17 protein-coding genes and 1 tRNA gene are annotated in these 14,424 nt (G+C 36.2%); 10 read left to right on the top strand and 8 right to left on the bottom strand.

The features are described from left to right. Nucleotides 1-2: 2 nt before the first annotated feature. The 3 genes from DCO44_RS09900 to DCO44_RS09890 all read right to left on the bottom strand — a co-directional run bounded on the left by DCO44_RS09900 (nt 3) and on the right by DCO44_RS09890 (nt 3,171). Nucleotides 3-776: a hypothetical protein gene (locus DCO44_RS09900; RefSeq protein WP_116761470.1), complete on the bottom strand. Its 774-nt coding sequence runs from the start codon at nt 774-776 to the stop codon at nt 3-5. A gap of 126 nt (nt 777-902) precedes the next feature. Further along, entirely contained in the window at nt 903-1,604 is a 702-nt protein-coding gene (locus tag DCO44_RS09895) for a hypothetical protein (RefSeq protein ID WP_133243157.1), read from the bottom strand. 145 nt (nt 1,605-1,749) lie between these two features. Beyond that, nucleotides 1,750-3,171, bottom strand: a complete 1,422-nt coding sequence (locus DCO44_RS09890) for a hypothetical protein (protein ID WP_116761466.1) — start codon at nt 3,169-3,171, stop codon at nt 1,750-1,752. A 310-nt stretch (nt 3,172-3,481) separates the two neighbouring features. On the opposite strand from DCO44_RS09890, the gene DCO44_RS09885 reads away from it, so the two are divergent. Together DCO44_RS09885 and DCO44_RS09880 are read left to right on the top strand one after the other, a co-directional pair. Continuing rightward, nucleotides 3,482-3,685: a hypothetical protein gene (locus DCO44_RS09885; RefSeq protein WP_116761464.1), complete on the top strand. Its 204-nt coding sequence runs from the start codon at nt 3,482-3,484 to the stop codon at nt 3,683-3,685. 4 nt (nt 3,686-3,689) lie between these two features. Beyond that, nucleotides 3,690-4,250 carry a hypothetical protein gene (locus tag DCO44_RS09880; protein ID WP_116761462.1) on the top strand — a complete coding sequence of 187 codons (561 nt, stop codon included), beginning with the start codon at nt 3,690-3,692 and terminating at the stop codon, nt 4,248-4,250. A gap of 32 nt (nt 4,251-4,282) precedes the next feature. Here DCO44_RS09880 and DCO44_RS09875 read toward each other — a convergent pair whose 3' ends face one another. Both DCO44_RS09875 and DCO44_RS09870 read right to left on the bottom strand, forming a co-directional pair. Further along, nucleotides 4,283-5,203, bottom strand: coding sequence for a hypothetical protein (locus DCO44_RS09875; RefSeq protein WP_116761460.1), 921 nt, complete (start codon nt 5,201-5,203; stop codon nt 4,283-4,285). Between the two features lie 23 nt (nt 5,204-5,226). After that, nucleotides 5,227-5,568, bottom strand: coding sequence for a hypothetical protein (locus DCO44_RS09870; RefSeq protein ID WP_116761458.1), 342 nt, complete (start codon nt 5,566-5,568; stop codon nt 5,227-5,229). 82 nt (nt 5,569-5,650) lie between these two features. Between DCO44_RS09870 and DCO44_RS09865 the strand changes: the two genes are divergently transcribed. The 8 genes from DCO44_RS09865 to DCO44_RS09835 all read left to right on the top strand — a co-directional run bounded on the left by DCO44_RS09865 (nt 5,651) and on the right by DCO44_RS09835 (nt 11,509). Further along, entirely contained in the window at nt 5,651-5,845 is a 195-nt protein-coding gene (locus DCO44_RS09865; RefSeq protein WP_116761456.1) for a ribbon-helix-helix domain-containing protein, read from the top strand. Between the two features lie 4 nt (nt 5,846-5,849). Continuing rightward, the gene (locus DCO44_RS09860) at nt 5,850-6,095 is read left to right on the top strand and encodes a hypothetical protein (protein WP_116761454.1); all 246 of its coding nucleotides are present in this window, start codon (nt 5,850-5,852) and stop codon (nt 6,093-6,095) included. A gap of 4 nt (nt 6,096-6,099) precedes the next feature. Next, on the top strand, nt 6,100-6,276 hold the full coding sequence (locus DCO44_RS16625; RefSeq protein WP_165815709.1) for a hypothetical protein: 177 nt from the start codon (nt 6,100-6,102) through the stop codon (nt 6,274-6,276). Between the two features lie 17 nt (nt 6,277-6,293). Next, a complete protein-coding gene (locus tag DCO44_RS09855) occupies nt 6,294-9,023 on the top strand; it encodes a toprim domain-containing protein (RefSeq protein WP_116761452.1) in 2,730 nt (909 codons plus the stop codon). 23 nt (nt 9,024-9,046) lie between these two features. Then, a complete protein-coding gene (locus DCO44_RS09850) occupies nt 9,047-9,424 on the top strand; it encodes a hypothetical protein (RefSeq protein WP_116761450.1) in 378 nt (125 codons plus the stop codon). Nucleotides 9,425-9,494: 70 nt separating this feature from the next. After that, the gene (locus DCO44_RS09845; protein WP_116761448.1) at nt 9,495-9,869 is read left to right on the top strand and encodes a hypothetical protein; all 375 of its coding nucleotides are present in this window, start codon (nt 9,495-9,497) and stop codon (nt 9,867-9,869) included. Between the two features lie 87 nt (nt 9,870-9,956). Then, a complete protein-coding gene (locus DCO44_RS09840) occupies nt 9,957-11,117 on the top strand; it encodes a tyrosine-type recombinase/integrase (protein WP_116761446.1) in 1,161 nt (386 codons plus the stop codon). A gap of 315 nt (nt 11,118-11,432) precedes the next feature. After that, nucleotides 11,433-11,509: transfer RNA gene (locus DCO44_RS09835), tRNA-Pro, on the top strand. Between the two features lie 250 nt (nt 11,510-11,759). On the opposite strand, the gene DCO44_RS09830 is transcribed toward DCO44_RS09835, so the two are convergent. From DCO44_RS09830 to DCO44_RS09820, 3 genes are read right to left on the bottom strand one after another with little or no spacing between them, the layout of a single operon-like run. After that, entirely contained in the window at nt 11,760-12,245 is a 486-nt protein-coding gene (locus DCO44_RS09830) for an OmpA family protein (protein ID WP_116761444.1), read from the bottom strand. Nucleotides 12,246-12,255: 10 nt separating this feature from the next. Next, nucleotides 12,256-13,467 (bottom strand): sensor domain-containing diguanylate cyclase, encoded by a 1,212-nt coding sequence (locus DCO44_RS09825; RefSeq protein WP_116761442.1) that lies wholly within the window; start codon nt 13,465-13,467, stop codon nt 12,256-12,258. A gap of 2 nt (nt 13,468-13,469) precedes the next feature. Beyond that, nucleotides 13,470-13,922 (bottom strand): YfiR family protein, encoded by a 453-nt coding sequence (locus DCO44_RS09820; protein ID WP_116761440.1) that lies wholly within the window; start codon nt 13,920-13,922, stop codon nt 13,470-13,472. Nucleotides 13,923-14,424: the final 502 nt, after the last annotated feature.

Below are 14,424 nucleotides of genomic sequence, written 5' to 3'. Positions count from 1 at the left end.
ATTTATCTCACCACCTGATAACGACACATATACTCGCCACATCGTGCATGATTAACTTCTGTACCATCCTCAAAAGACATTGCATCTATATCCGAACCTTTAATTATACTTGTATATAAAGCAACTCCGATTTCTCCACCCAATAAAGCTCTGGTGATACGTTGGCCATCATTAAAAGCTGCATCAGATTTGGCTTTATCCTTAGCATTAAATTTCCAAGCCACATCCACAAATTCACGGCTTAAGCTAATTTCCAACCCATTTCGCAAATCATCACTGAAGTAATATGTAGTCATTGGCTCACCGTTTTGGTTTGCACCAGATTCTTTTTCAACGACAGGTTTTCCAACTGCTGCAATAATTTTGGCATCATCATTTAAATTAACTTTTGCTACAGCTTTGGTGTAGTCAACAGTTGGGGTTTTAATATGTGGTTGATCTTCTTTTGCTAATTCTGCTTTACGTTCAACTAATTGTTTTTGTAGTTCTAAAGCCTTTTGGTCGGCTTCTTTTTGTGAAACTACAATCTTGCCGTCTTGTTCAGTAACTTGAACTTGTTCATCAGAAAACTGTTCAACATCCAATTTTTGTTCAACCTTAGGCGCAAATACACCAATTAAGGCAAAAGACAAAATACTGGCTGTTAAGCCGAAAAGGGCAATTTTCCCACGGGATAATGCAGGGTTATTTCCGCGAGCGGTCAAAGAGGGCTTAATAACTAAGCCAATGGTGGAAAAAAGTGATATGAAGAATATCAACGTAAAAAGAGTTGCCACAAATTCCCCCTATTATTCAGTTTGTTATAAAAATAAAGTGCCACTATTGTGCATAGTGGCTCACTATTTTACAAGTTAAGAGGAATGGAGTTGCAGCATTTTCTGGGGTGATCTTAATGTATCATTTTATGCTTTGGTTTGTGTGCCTTCAAAAATGGCAACGGCACGAGCACCTTCATAGAAAACCATTTCCAAGAGTAAATTATTAGGATTTTTTTCATCAATACGGAATTTATAAGTGAAAATTGTAGGATTTTCACCTTTAGGTTCAATATTCTTAAATAGTTCATCAGCAATTTGACGAAGTTGATCTACTTTTTCATTATATTGGGGATCAAAGTCCATTAAAAAATGATTACTAATACGAACATCTCCAATAAAACGTTGACCAAATTCCTTGAAAAATAATGCCCTAGCACAAGATTCCATTGACGAATTAATTCGATTATGGTCAATTTCTAATGCAATAGTTCGATCAATTTGACCTGTCTCAGTATCTTTAACTATAACTGGTGTGGCCTTTTCTAGAACCTTTGTTTTTAAAGCAGGCTTTCGCTCCAATATACGCTTAACCTTTGTAATACCTTGTTGTTGACCATTTTTTCCAGATATTAATGAAATGGCTAAGAGACAAAATAAATATTCGTCATCAGTTGATTTTTTTCCATTATGCTCATGACATGCAGGAACAGTAATCAACTGCTTTTTAAAATCTAAAGATTGTTCTTCAGGTGATAGGTCTTTTGGGTCAGGGAAAAGACATTTGGGTGGAACATGCTCTACAGATGTACTTGGAGCATCACACATATAACAAGTTTGAGTAGTCATACAATAATTGGCCTCTTATTTTAATTTGTTAAAAAGTAGACATGACTTTTTGGGAAATAATATTTGATACTTTTAATTTGTTATAAAAAAAGTGCCACTATTTTGCATAGTGGCTCACTATTTTACAAGGTAACTGGTAAGGACTTTACGGCTTAGTCTCTGTTGCAGGTGTTTCAGCCGGCTTTTGTTCTTTCTTGATTTGCGCGAAATTCGAAAGTTTATCCATAAAGGTAAACATCATAGACATATCAACCTCATCACCTTTAGCAGCAAACTTGCCATCAGCACTTTGGTTAAAGTAGCTAGGAATAAGTCCTTTTCTAATTTCCTTTTGTTCATCAGCCGACATACGTGATAAAAATGGTTCAAGTGCAGCCAGTTGTATAAAAGTACGATGGTTTTCTTGATAACTTTCATAATGTTTAGATGCTTGCTTAGAAAAATAGAGTGCTAATACAAAAAACATTAATGAAATGGTCAATCGAGCAAGAATCGTATAGTAATTAGTATCAACAGGTGGATTAACGCCCCAATATTCTATTAAAGGAATCGTGAGTATGATGATTGTAAAGATAATAGCTGCTCCAATAGATCGAGCCGTATAGGTTCTAAAAGTTTCATATTGTTTCTTTTCTTCATTTGCTTTTTCTTGGTAGTTTTTAGTTAATTCATGAGCTCCCGATTTAGTTACAATATTTAAGAAGTCTGAATGTGCTGTCTCAATTCCACTTAATTTAGTATTTGCCTCAGTAGTTATGGACTCAATTTCGCTCATTAACACGATTCGAGATGTATTTAGATCAGTTTTAACTTTTTCAGTTTCAGTTCCAATAATTTTGGAAAGCTCTAATTCAATATTTTGTGTGCGTTCATTTAGTTCCCCCAAGTTCTTTAAACCTGTATCTACATTGCTTTTTAATAATTCACTGCTTTTTATAACTTTATTTTGATTTAATTCGAATTTTTTAAATTGGTTTTCGAATTTTTCAGTCAAATTTCTTATTTTATTTTCATAGTCAGAAATGATTAATGAAGTCTCCTCTTTAAATCTTTCGATATATTCTTTATTGCTTGTACTGTTATTTTCGATTCTAGTTCTTATTAATGTAAGAGAATCAGCTAGGATTCTTAGTTCCTCCAATATTACGGGTTTCATTTTTGAGATATATGAAGAATCATTGAGAATGTTACTATTTTCAACTTCAATAATTGTTGATTTTAATTTTTTGAAATTATCGACATACTCTTTTAATGTTAAATTCGCAGAGAGAGCACTTTCTTCTAAGTAATCTAGATTTTTCGGAGTAAGGTTTAATTGGCTTGAATTTAAATTTTTAAACATTAGTTGATTAAGTGTATTCAATATTAGATCAATTTTTATCTGAATTTCTCGATTGATTGAGTCACTTTTATTAATATCAAATCCTAGTAGTTTTTTGAAATTATCCGTAGCAATGATATTACCTTCATACATAAGGTACTCATCAAACTCTTGCCCGATCTGTTTTGTTAGTTGTCGGTTATGATCAATAATATTTAAAATTTCATCTAAATTTGTAACACTCATAATTGTCTCAAAAATATTTTTTCGAATCTTGACATAGTGCCCCACTATCGGCAATATAAAAAAGCACCGCAAAATCGGCGCATAGGCGTGGAAACCTATCAATACACTCAAAGGGCAAATAAACACCGCTCTAAGCGGATTTTTTTTGCTTAAAAAAAGTCGCATCTGCTAGACTTGTCATGGTAGATCGGCAGGGCAGTCTTTGACTGGCCGTTTCTTTGAGTACGGTATTTCCACCCCTGTCGGTCTGCCACCATTCCGTGGAAAGAATGGCGGTAGGTTTTAAACCTATACTCAAAGGAATTTCGTCATGAAAAGACAGATTCAAGCCCGTGCATCTGCACACCTCAAAAATGCCCACATCATTGAACACACTCCAATTATCGACGAAGTTGCCTATGAGCAACGTCTTAAAAAACGCAAGTTTCAGCAAACTCTTAAAAATACCTTCGAAGGCATGGCATTCATTTGTATGGCAGTGCTAACGTTCTCCATTCTTTTTTTTGGGGAATAAGTACATGCTTTTTAATGAAAATATTATCCCTTACGTGCCCATTGCACCACGCGTTCAGGCCAGTAATCCCAAAAGCCAACTGCTTTGTGAAAAGCTATTTGAAATGATCGACCGTTGTGTCAAAGCACAAATCACCTTTAATCATGACACAGCAAAAGGACTGCTTTCAGTCAGTCCTGATCAGTTGAATGATTTGTTGCGAGAATTATCTAAAAATGATGGTAAGACCAAAGACTTAGATATTGATGTATTAAAGCAATCTTTGGATGACTTGATATATCCTAAGTTTAATGGCGAACTTACGGTAATAAGTCACATTTGGAATCAAGAAGAGATACGTGTTTGGCAATTTCAATTAAATCAAATTGATAGAGCTAATCCTATGCAAACACTTGATAAAGAATTACTTTTAGACCAAACATTGTCCAATCTCCGTATTTGGAGACAATCTCTCGAAGCAGCAGGCAACGATAAAGACGTAACGTATAGTAATAATGATCTGATTTATAAGCTCATGGAGCTAGAACATAAATTAGAACTGGTCCAAAGCCAAATAGATGAATAGAAAAAAAAAGCCCACTTTGAAGTGGGCTTTTTTTATTCTTTTTTCTCAAATTGTTCAAAAACTTTTTCATCAATAAGATCTGCCAATCCTTTTTCATTCACATAATGAAGAATTTCATTTTTCATATGTTCTTTATGATGCCTACGAATTTGTTCATTCTTGATGTATTGAGTACCAAAAATATTATGAAGTTGAGTTGTACCAATATCATTTATTTGCATACTGTCACCCTGAATTTTCAGATGTACATCCAGAACGTGATTCATAAAATTAGATTCTAGTTTTCCAGAATTATTTGCTTCTTCCATATCGTTAAAATAATTAGAGTCTAAATTTTTAGTCATGACATAGTTCATCATGACATACTCACCTTGAGTTGTTTGAAATTGAGGTGATCGATAAAAGAATGAGCAAACTCCAGCTATATTTAGTCCAACTCGTTCTGTGGGATGTGGGTATCTTGGGTGTTCATTTTCTTTATAATACTCAGCATAAAGTTTATTAAATGCTTTAGCCATTAATTGACAATATGCATTTTTGTCTCGTTGAGTTTTTTTATCATACTTATAGTCTTTTTCAATAATGTTCATTAAATTAATACCATAGGTATAAAAGGCTGTAGCCATACGTCCTGCAAGGAAATCTGCATGGGCTTCCATCGCAGAAAATTCATCGTTTTGCTCTGGTTTGTATACGCTATGATTATTTAAACAGTGAGCCAATTCATGGCAGAAAATAATCACGTATTCCATCAATTCTACGACATCATTTATCGTGTAATTTCCTGCATCGCTCATATATTTAATTAGATATTCATTGAGTTCTTTCTTTTTATTGGCTGAAAACTCAGGTGTAGAATTACCTTTATCGACAGGTAGTACATTAAATTCTATTAATTTTTTTAAATCAGCACATAAGAACGTAAATAATTGTTTTACCTTGATTTTTGACATGTATAAATTCTTCCTGCCCGAAGTTATTTAACTTCAGCTTCTTTAGCCATCACTTTACCAAGACCTAATAATGCTTCTTGTGCTTCAGGGCTTAATTGTCTATAGGCTTTTAATAACACGCTTTCTTCACTGGTCAATCCAGAATAGTCAGGATCAATTCCAAGTAACACATAACGAATATCGATACCTTGTTGCTGCAGTTTAGCCAAATAGACCCACTGATCTGGCACTTTGTTGCGCACATAATTACCTAACGTATTTTCATGTGCATCAATGCTCCTAGAAAGGGGTTTGGCTTTCAAATTCTTACGTTCCAACTCTTCCGAGAATCTTTGCGTAATTTCCATAGTTAAATTTTCGGACATATATTTCACCGACACTTATTGATAGAACAAATATTTATGCTATAGTGACCCGTAGCACATCACTATAGCCGTAGGATACTGTATGGGTACAGAAACTTCACCTCAAAATCGCCCCAGATCAAAAAAGATCACTGGCGGGCGTGTCCGTTTCAATGTCTACCTCCCCAAAGAAGAAGCAGACGCTATTAATAAATTGGCAAATCAAACACAGCAAAGCCAATCGAGCATTATTACTAAGTTCTATTTATTAGGTAAAAACATTAATCAAGAGGGTTAAAACTATGTCCTTAAAACATCGTCGTATTAGAAAACAACTTCGTGATAACCGCTTCAGCATCAACTTAACCAATGATGAAACCGACTTACTCACAGCAGCTTCAAATTTATTAGGTATTGAAATTGGTGTGCTCATTCGTCAAATGGCAATGAAGCAAGCTATTCATACCTTAGTAGATGATTCTGAAGATGATTTTAATTTGTACGAATTTTTAAGTGAAGGTGCAAACAAGCAGCTATCTAGGAGCTGAAAGAATGCTCAAACACGAAATAGCACTTTCAGAGCAAGAACTAAAAATCGTGCAAGAAGTGCAAAAGCAACTGGGGCTTACTTCAGTTGAAGAAACAATAGAATTTCTGACCAGAGAGCGTATTCAAGAAAAATTGCTCAATTTGGCAGGAGATGAAGTTAAACGTAAACGGCATTTGTAAGAAGGTAGTTTAATCAAATGATGTTCCCAGAAACACAAAGACAGGTTGAACAAAAACTTGAACATGTTTATGGCTTTAAACGTAAACCTTCAACAAATGGCGATAAGCTCCGCGGTAGATGTCCAGACTGTAATCATAAAGAAGCATCAGCTTGGGCATTTGCCGAAGAGCCGTGGGTAGTTTTCTGCCCACGTAAAAATGAATGTGGTCACGAAAATCATGTTCGTGACCTTTTTCCAGAACTGTTTGAAAAATGGGAAAAGCGATTTGAGCCAACTCCACAAGATCCTTTACGAACAGTAAATGCATATCTTGTAGAAGAACGTGGTTTTCCATTAGAACAGTTAAAAGGTCTATATGCTCAGGAATCAATTACACGCTATAAACCTAAAAAAACTACATCCATAACACTCCGTTTTCCAATCACAGATGAAAAAGGGAATGAAGGTTGGTGGCAACGTATCTTGGATCAGCAAGACGTATTGCCTAAAACCTCATTCAAGGAAGATTGGTCTTCAACGGGCCATGCTTGGCTCACACCAAATACCAATTATTTCGAATCTAAAGAAATTTGGATTACTGAAGGTATTTTTGACACCATCGCACTATGGCTTTCAGGTATTACCAGTTTTTCGGCCCTAACTAGCAATAATTATCCAATCATATTTCTAACCGAACTTATCCAAGAATGTGAAAAAACAGGTAAACCGCTGCCAAAACTGGTATGGGCATTTGACAACGACGAAGCAGGTCATAAAGGTATTTTAAAAAATATCGAATTGGCAAAAGCAGCAGGCTTCGAATGTGAAGTTGCACTACCACCAGGTGGACGAAAAAAACAGGATTGGAACGATCTTTATAAGCAAGACCGCCTGAAATTTACCGACTTAGAAACCTATAAATATTACGGTGCTCTGCTTGTTGCAGAGAAAGCTGTGGATAAAGGCATACTTATCTACAAGCACAATGGTATGAAATCTTTTCCATTTGATTTTAATAATCAAGTGTTTTGGTTCAAGCTAGACATGGATAAATACGATGACTATATAAAAGGTCTCCATACCCCAGATGACAATGAGGATTGGGCACAGGAAGAAAAAGACTTATTACTAGCTGAACGTAGAGATTCTGCACTGGAGCATGCTTCAACTGTGGAAATTATGATGGAATGCCGTCCGTATGGTTTGTATTACCAATATCAAAAGGAAATTGACGAAGCATCTTACTTTTTCAAAGTTGATTTCCCTCGCGGTGGCCAAACCATAAAAAACACATTTACGTCATCTCAAATTACATCTGCAGGTGCATTTGGTGAACGCTTAACGCACATTGCACCAGGTGTTTTTTATGAAGGGAACAGTAAGCAGTTGCTCGCATTTCTTAAGCGAGAACTTCGGGATATTAAACGTGTTGAATTAATCAATTACGTGGGATATCACAAAGAACATCAAACCTATGTTTTATGTGATATCGCAGTTCAAAATGGTCGTCGTTTTGCTATTAACAAAGAGGAGTATTTTGAATTACCTCGTAAAATTAACCTAAAAGCACGTGCACCATTCCCATTAGAAATTAACAATAATGCCAGTGACTATACTGATGCGTGGGTAAAGGATCTCCTCGATGCATACGATGTTCGAGGCATGGTGGCATTGACTGCATTCTTTGGAAGTCTTTTTGCACAGCAAATTCGAAGCATGCATAAATCATTTCCATTTGTAGAATTAGTAGGTGAACCAGGAACAGGTAAATCCACACTCCTTTCTTTTTTATGGAAATTATTCGGACGTTCAAACTATGAAGGTATCGATCCAAGTAAATCATCAATTTCGGGTTTATTACGTACTTTCCGCCAAGTTTCCAATTTACCTGTCGTTTTACTTGAGTCAGATCGTGAAGGGGACAAAGGTACCGTAAAGCAATTCGACTGGAATGCACTTAAAACCTTATATGACAACGGTTCACTAGGGGCAAAAGGTGTAAAAAATGGCGGGAATGAAACCTATGAACCACCATTTATGGGGACGTTGATCATCAGCCAAAATGCTGAAATTGTTTCAACCGAAGCTGTGATGGGACGTATTGTTCAGTACAAATTCTTAAAAGAACAAATGTCCAAAAAGGGCTTATATGCCTCACGTAATTTAGAACGTTATGAACAGTCACAGCTAAGCCAATTTATTCTACTTTGTGTCGAAAAAGAAAAGGCAATCCTAGAAGCCTATCGTTTAGGCATGGAAAAGTACGATGAAGTACTTCACAACGAAAAATACAACATTAAAAGTTCTCGAGTTATTCATAACCACGCACAGATGTTGTCTTTATTCGATGCTTTGTGCATCCATGTCTTAAAAGATTTAGTGCCAGAAACCGTACAGCAAAAGGTTCGCTCTGAATTATTTGAAATGGCTCAAAACCGAGACAAAGTGCTTAAGTCAGATCCAATTATTGTTCAAAACTTCTGGAATACCGTCGAGGAAATGGAAGATTCAATCAAGAATCCTACCCATGAAACAGTACTCAACCATTCAGCTAAACCAGATTTATTCGCAATTAATTTCGCTCATTTATACAAAGTCGCAGCGGATTATCGTTATCCACTACCAGATGTAGGTGAATTACAAAATGCGCTGCGTCATAGCCTGCATTACCGATTTGTTGAAGCCAACAAAGCCATTCAAAGCAAAATTAGCAGTACCACTAAACGGTGTTGGATTTTTGAAAAACCAACATCACAACGGGATTAATCCCAACTTTAGGAGAACCAACCATGACTCAAACTTCAATTTTTTCAGATGTACGTTTAATCCCAGAATCAGGGCGCGAAGTTGTACTTAATATGGTGACAGGACAAATTATTTCACCTGCTATTTATAGTCGCAAGTTAGAACTTTTCAAATGTCCAGCAGGGATTGTACGTCCGTACATGATTAAGAGCTGGGCTTATTTAGATGATGTAAATCAGGCATTAGGGCTTGAAGCAATTGATCAAGAAACATTAGGGAAACTCAATCAACAAGCAGAGGATGAAAAATGTAAGTGTGATATTCCAAATCAAATTATAGATATGGTGCTGAAAGATTTTGGTGATGTTCTACCAGATTTCATCAAAAAAGATCTTCAAGAAATGAAGTCTAACAATAAGTAATTTAATCAAGCACACATACAGAAGCGGCCACTCCTGTATGTGTCACATCAATCAGTTGGAGAACCAAAAAATGCAAAATGATTCTAACTTAGAAACCTCTCAAGCGGAAAAAATTGTAAAGAGTCGATCTAATTCTAATTATCGTTGTAATTGCGGAGGTTTAATCCTTCCAGATTTTGAAGCCTACCAAGTTGGTGATGAAGTCAACTTTATGATCCAGAAACGTAAAAGCATAGGCAATGGCAATATCACAGTTAGCCAATCTGCCCATTCTGGAAAAATTACCAAAATTGATGGTGATGACATTACCGTAAAAGCTCATGTCCGTACCTATGAGCTTTCACGTTATGAAATTACGCCAAAGGATGCACCAGGACCAATTGAATATTTCCGTATCGGTCGATGCCGTTGTGAATTAGATGACAATCATCAGGGAGCAGCTTAATAGAGCACCCCTCATGCACCTCCGTTCGGAGGTGCATTCCTCTAAAATATCTTTCAAATATATAAATACTTAAATGTAGGTTTAAACATGTCTGCAGGTTTAGAAGTACGTGGCAAAAGCATGCGTATCTGGATGAAACCACATTCATCCGAGCCAAAAATTAGTGAAACTTTAGATTGGCCATTCACACCAGAAAATGAAAAGCGAGCAAAGCAACTTGCTGAGCTCATTAAATTGGAGATCCAACTTGATCAATTTAGTTTGGCCAAGCATTTTCCAAACTCAAAAAATCTAAAGAAGAACCAAATTAGCTACTATGCCAATTTGTATCTAACCATCACCATTAAGGAGGTAGCCCCAAGTACTTTCGATTCATATAAAGGTCATGTAAACAATCATATTTTGCCAAAGTGGGGCAAACTGCACCCCAAAGACATTAATACCAATATGTTGAAAAAGTGGATCGAGCAGTTAAAGGACACATTGAACAACAAAACAGTTCGAGAGATTCTCACTCGATTTTCTCAAGTTCATGCCATTTGGAGAGATGAATTCCAAATTCAATACAATCCTTTTCAAAATATCGTAATCCATCAGACCGATACGCCAGAGCCAGATCCGTTTACCAAAACCGAAATTGCAATGATCCTGAATACTGAAACAGATCTCGATATTCAGAATCTTCTGCCGTGCTTATTTTGGACAGGTTTATCAATGTCGGAACAAATCCCAATTGCATGGGAAGATATCGACTTGGAAAAAGGAACAATTCAAATTTCACGATCGTATGTCCGGGGAATTTACCGGGTAACCAAAAACCGCAGACGTAAGCGGAAAATAAAGCTGCTTGAACCAGCAATCACAGCATTAAAAAAACAATATGCAATCACTGGGAACATGCGAGGTAAGACGGTTGATATTCTGCAACGTGATAATAAAACCAAGAAATCTGAAAGAGTCCGTTTTGTCTGGATCAATCATGAGAGATCCAATCATTTTGAATATCATGAGTTGCGTTATCGTTGGAATAAACACTTAAAGAAAGCTAAGGTTCGTAAACGAGGAATTAACCAAGGTCGCCATACCTTTGCAAGTCAACTCTTAACTTCAGGACAAGTACCGCCTGAGTGGATCGCAGAGCAGCTTGGCCACAGTGATACATCAATGATTTACAAACACTATGGAAAGTTAATTGCAGAAGATTTGCCTGATTACATTACCAAGGTAAATAACTATATAAGTATGTAATGAAAGTTACTTGAAACTTACTCTAGGAATGTAATCGAATGATTTTATAAGTGCCTAATTAATTGGGCACTTTTTTATTTATTACTCCATTACTCTAAATATGAATAACCGTCAGTTTGGTCAATTTAAGCTACAAAATCTCAATTCTCAAAAAAGCACAAAAACGAGAGTCTAAACCCTTTGTTTTTCATACATAGAGTCAAATAATTCCCATATTTATACTTTTAATAACCTAATGGTTGGCTAAGTAATTGATTAATATAAGCAGAGTATTCAATTTGTGATGGGTTCGAATCCCGTCATTCACCCCAATTTCGGAGCATAGCACAGCCTGGTAGTGCACCTGGTTTGGGACCAGGGGGTCGTAGGTTCGAATCCTACTGCTCCGACCATTTATTAAAATGGTCGAGATAAAGATGCCGCGTTAAGCGGTTTTTTTATGTCTAAAATTTAATAAAACGATATTATATCTTGCTAAATTCTCATAACCAGATCGGTAATGAAACTCTCCTTATTTTGTCTTTTGTTTTGTAAATCAAAAAAAGGTTGTCTTCGTGAATTGCTAGACAACCTGAAATATTATAAGCGTTGATAAGTTTGTAAGTTATTTTATAGCTTGAATACAGTTGAGCGATTCAAGTCTTAAGGGATAATAATAATATTCACGCGACGGTTGGTTGCGCGATTTTCATCAGAGGTGTTTTCTACAAGAGGCTGTGAAGAGCCACGTCCAATGGTGTGAAGATGATTGGGTTGAAAGCCGGTTTGAAGAAAAATTGTAGATACACTGGTCGCGCGTTTTTCTGATAAAATTTGATTGTACGTACTGTCACCAATATCATCGGTATGACCGACAATCTTAATTTTATTGAGTTTGTATTTTTGTAATTGGGTAGAAAGGCGCGTGAGTTCGTCAGTTTGCTCAGCTTTAATCTCATAACTGTCAAAACCAAATAATAAGCGCTCGGGTAAGCGTAGACTCCAGCCTTCATCAGTTAATACGAAGCCTTCTTTTTTCAGCATGCGAGCTTGCTTGTAGTTTAAATGCCCCCAACTGGCACATGCGCTTAAAACGCTACTGAGCAATAGAATGAGTGCGAGTTTAATAGGGCGAGAAAAAGTTATCATTGTAAAGTTCCTAGCGGAGAGAGAGGTGCCAGCCTTGTTGCAATGTTTTTGCTTTATACATTGCACTGTCAGCGGCAGTGATGAGATCCTCAGGACTATGTGCTTGCTCGGTTGAAGCGATCCCGATAGAGAAGCTGAAATAAATCTGGTGTTGATCAAAATGAAGCGGTTGTTCGCAGCATTTCAATAAATTTTCACTAATTTTGGTGAGGTGCTCGGTCTTGGAGACGTTGCGAATGAGGACAGCAAACTCATCTCCACCCAGACGTGCAATAAAATCATCTTGTCTTAAGCAGTTTTGCAATCGTTTAGCCATTTCCTGTAATACTGCATCACCCGCCAAATGACCATATTGGTCGTTGATTTCTTTAAAGTTATTATTGTCAATAAAAAATAATGCAGAGGTGGTCTTTGGAGATTGGTCAAAGCTAGCCAAGAGTGTTTGATAAAAATAATGACGGTTAGGTAGTTGTGTGAGCTGATCATGTAATGCTTGATGAGCCAATACGTCATTTTCCGCACGTAGTTTTTGGGTTGATGCTTGAATCTTATCTAGTAATTCATTAAATACCTCATTCAGTTGCTGTAGTTCTTTGATATTGGAATGAGGTAGGCGCAGTTGATAGGCTTTAAATTCACTAATTTCGCGCGCAGTAGAGACCAGTGGATGAATAGAGCGCATTAAATATTGGTATGTAGAACGGACAGACCAAAGAAGCGCAAATAAAATTAAAATAATAGCCAGACATAAACCAATTAAAATTTTAAAGAAAAAATCTAACAGACTTTGTGAACTACCATAGACCACGATCGAGCCGTAATACTGTTGATTATGCCGAATAGCCATCTCAATGGGCTGCTGAAAAAATAAATGATCTAAAATACTTTGAGTGTTTTGGAAGGATTGAGCAACTTGTCGGCTATTTGCAATCTCATGTTTTGAAGGGTCAAGGACTTGAATGGAGCGAATAGAATATTGTGTGGTGTAGTTATTTAAAATTTGTTGAATCGTTATGCGGTCATTAAATACCATTGCAGGCTGTATGCGCTCACTCAACGCCTCAGCAAGAATATTTAAGCTTTGTTTCGCGTAAGTATTCATGGTGTAGGTGGAAACGACAATAAAAATAATCGTACAAATTGAAAAAGTTAAAGCAAACATCGCGAGTTGCGAACGTTTAAATAAGGATTGCAATGAGGTCATGCGAGAACGTTTAGCCATTTTTATTGCTCCGTCGCTTTCGCAAGCAATAACACGCGTGGATCTACTCGTACTTTGGATTGACTCAAACTGTCTAAGTTCACTTTAAATGAGGTGTTGTTATTACGTGTATAAAGACAGAAGGAACTTCCAATTTCACAGGCTTGGTTGGTCGAACTAAAAGAGAGGGGAGGATCCTGTCTTTGACTGTGAATAATTTTCTGTTCTTCCTGGGGAGAAAAGGTAGATAAAAAAATGGCATTACATGAAGACTTATCTAATTCATTTAAACGAATCGATGAAATTTTGTAATGATAACCTTGTAAGCGAATAGCTTGATTAAATTGTAGGGCATAGTTTGGATTATCAATCACGCACAAAGCTGGCGTGGGAGTATTCCATTTTGCATAACTTAAAATAGACAGCGTGATAATAAACATATTATGTGTAGAAACGGCATATACAGGCTTTGACATCAATGCGGTGATGAAAATAAATACATAAACCCTTATTTTAGTGTTAACCATTTCAAGTAATTTATTTAATAAGTGAAATAAGTTGATGATTGTAGCTAAAAGTAGCCAATAAAAATAGTTCTCTTAATTGGAGGAGGCGTGATAGAAATCATATGTTTTGATTAAAAAAAGAACGCTTGATAATTTAATTTTAAAAAGGGTATTGCAAGGGATGTGAAATACTGTAGAATGCACATCCATCGGCGGTGATGTTGATTAAAACTTGTTGAGAAACAAGGATTTAGCCCAAGGGGTAGAATCTGGAAGTCTTGAGTGAGTTTAAAAATAATTAACAAAACCTGTTGACTTTAACTTAGATTAGAGTAACATAGCCGACCTAGCTTGATGATGACGAGTCATCAAGAAGATCATTAAGAGATTATGAAGAACAACTTGTGTGGATTTTTACTGATTGATTGATCGAAATTATTTTCATTGATTGATGGTAGAAATTACTCGAAGT

This window comes from Acinetobacter sp. AM (assembly GCF_003105055.1).
Lineage (GTDB): Bacteria > Pseudomonadota > Gammaproteobacteria > Pseudomonadales > Moraxellaceae > Acinetobacter > Acinetobacter tibetensis.
The sequence above is the reverse complement of the archived record's forward strand: the minus strand, read 5'-3'. Positions and strand labels throughout refer to the sequence as shown.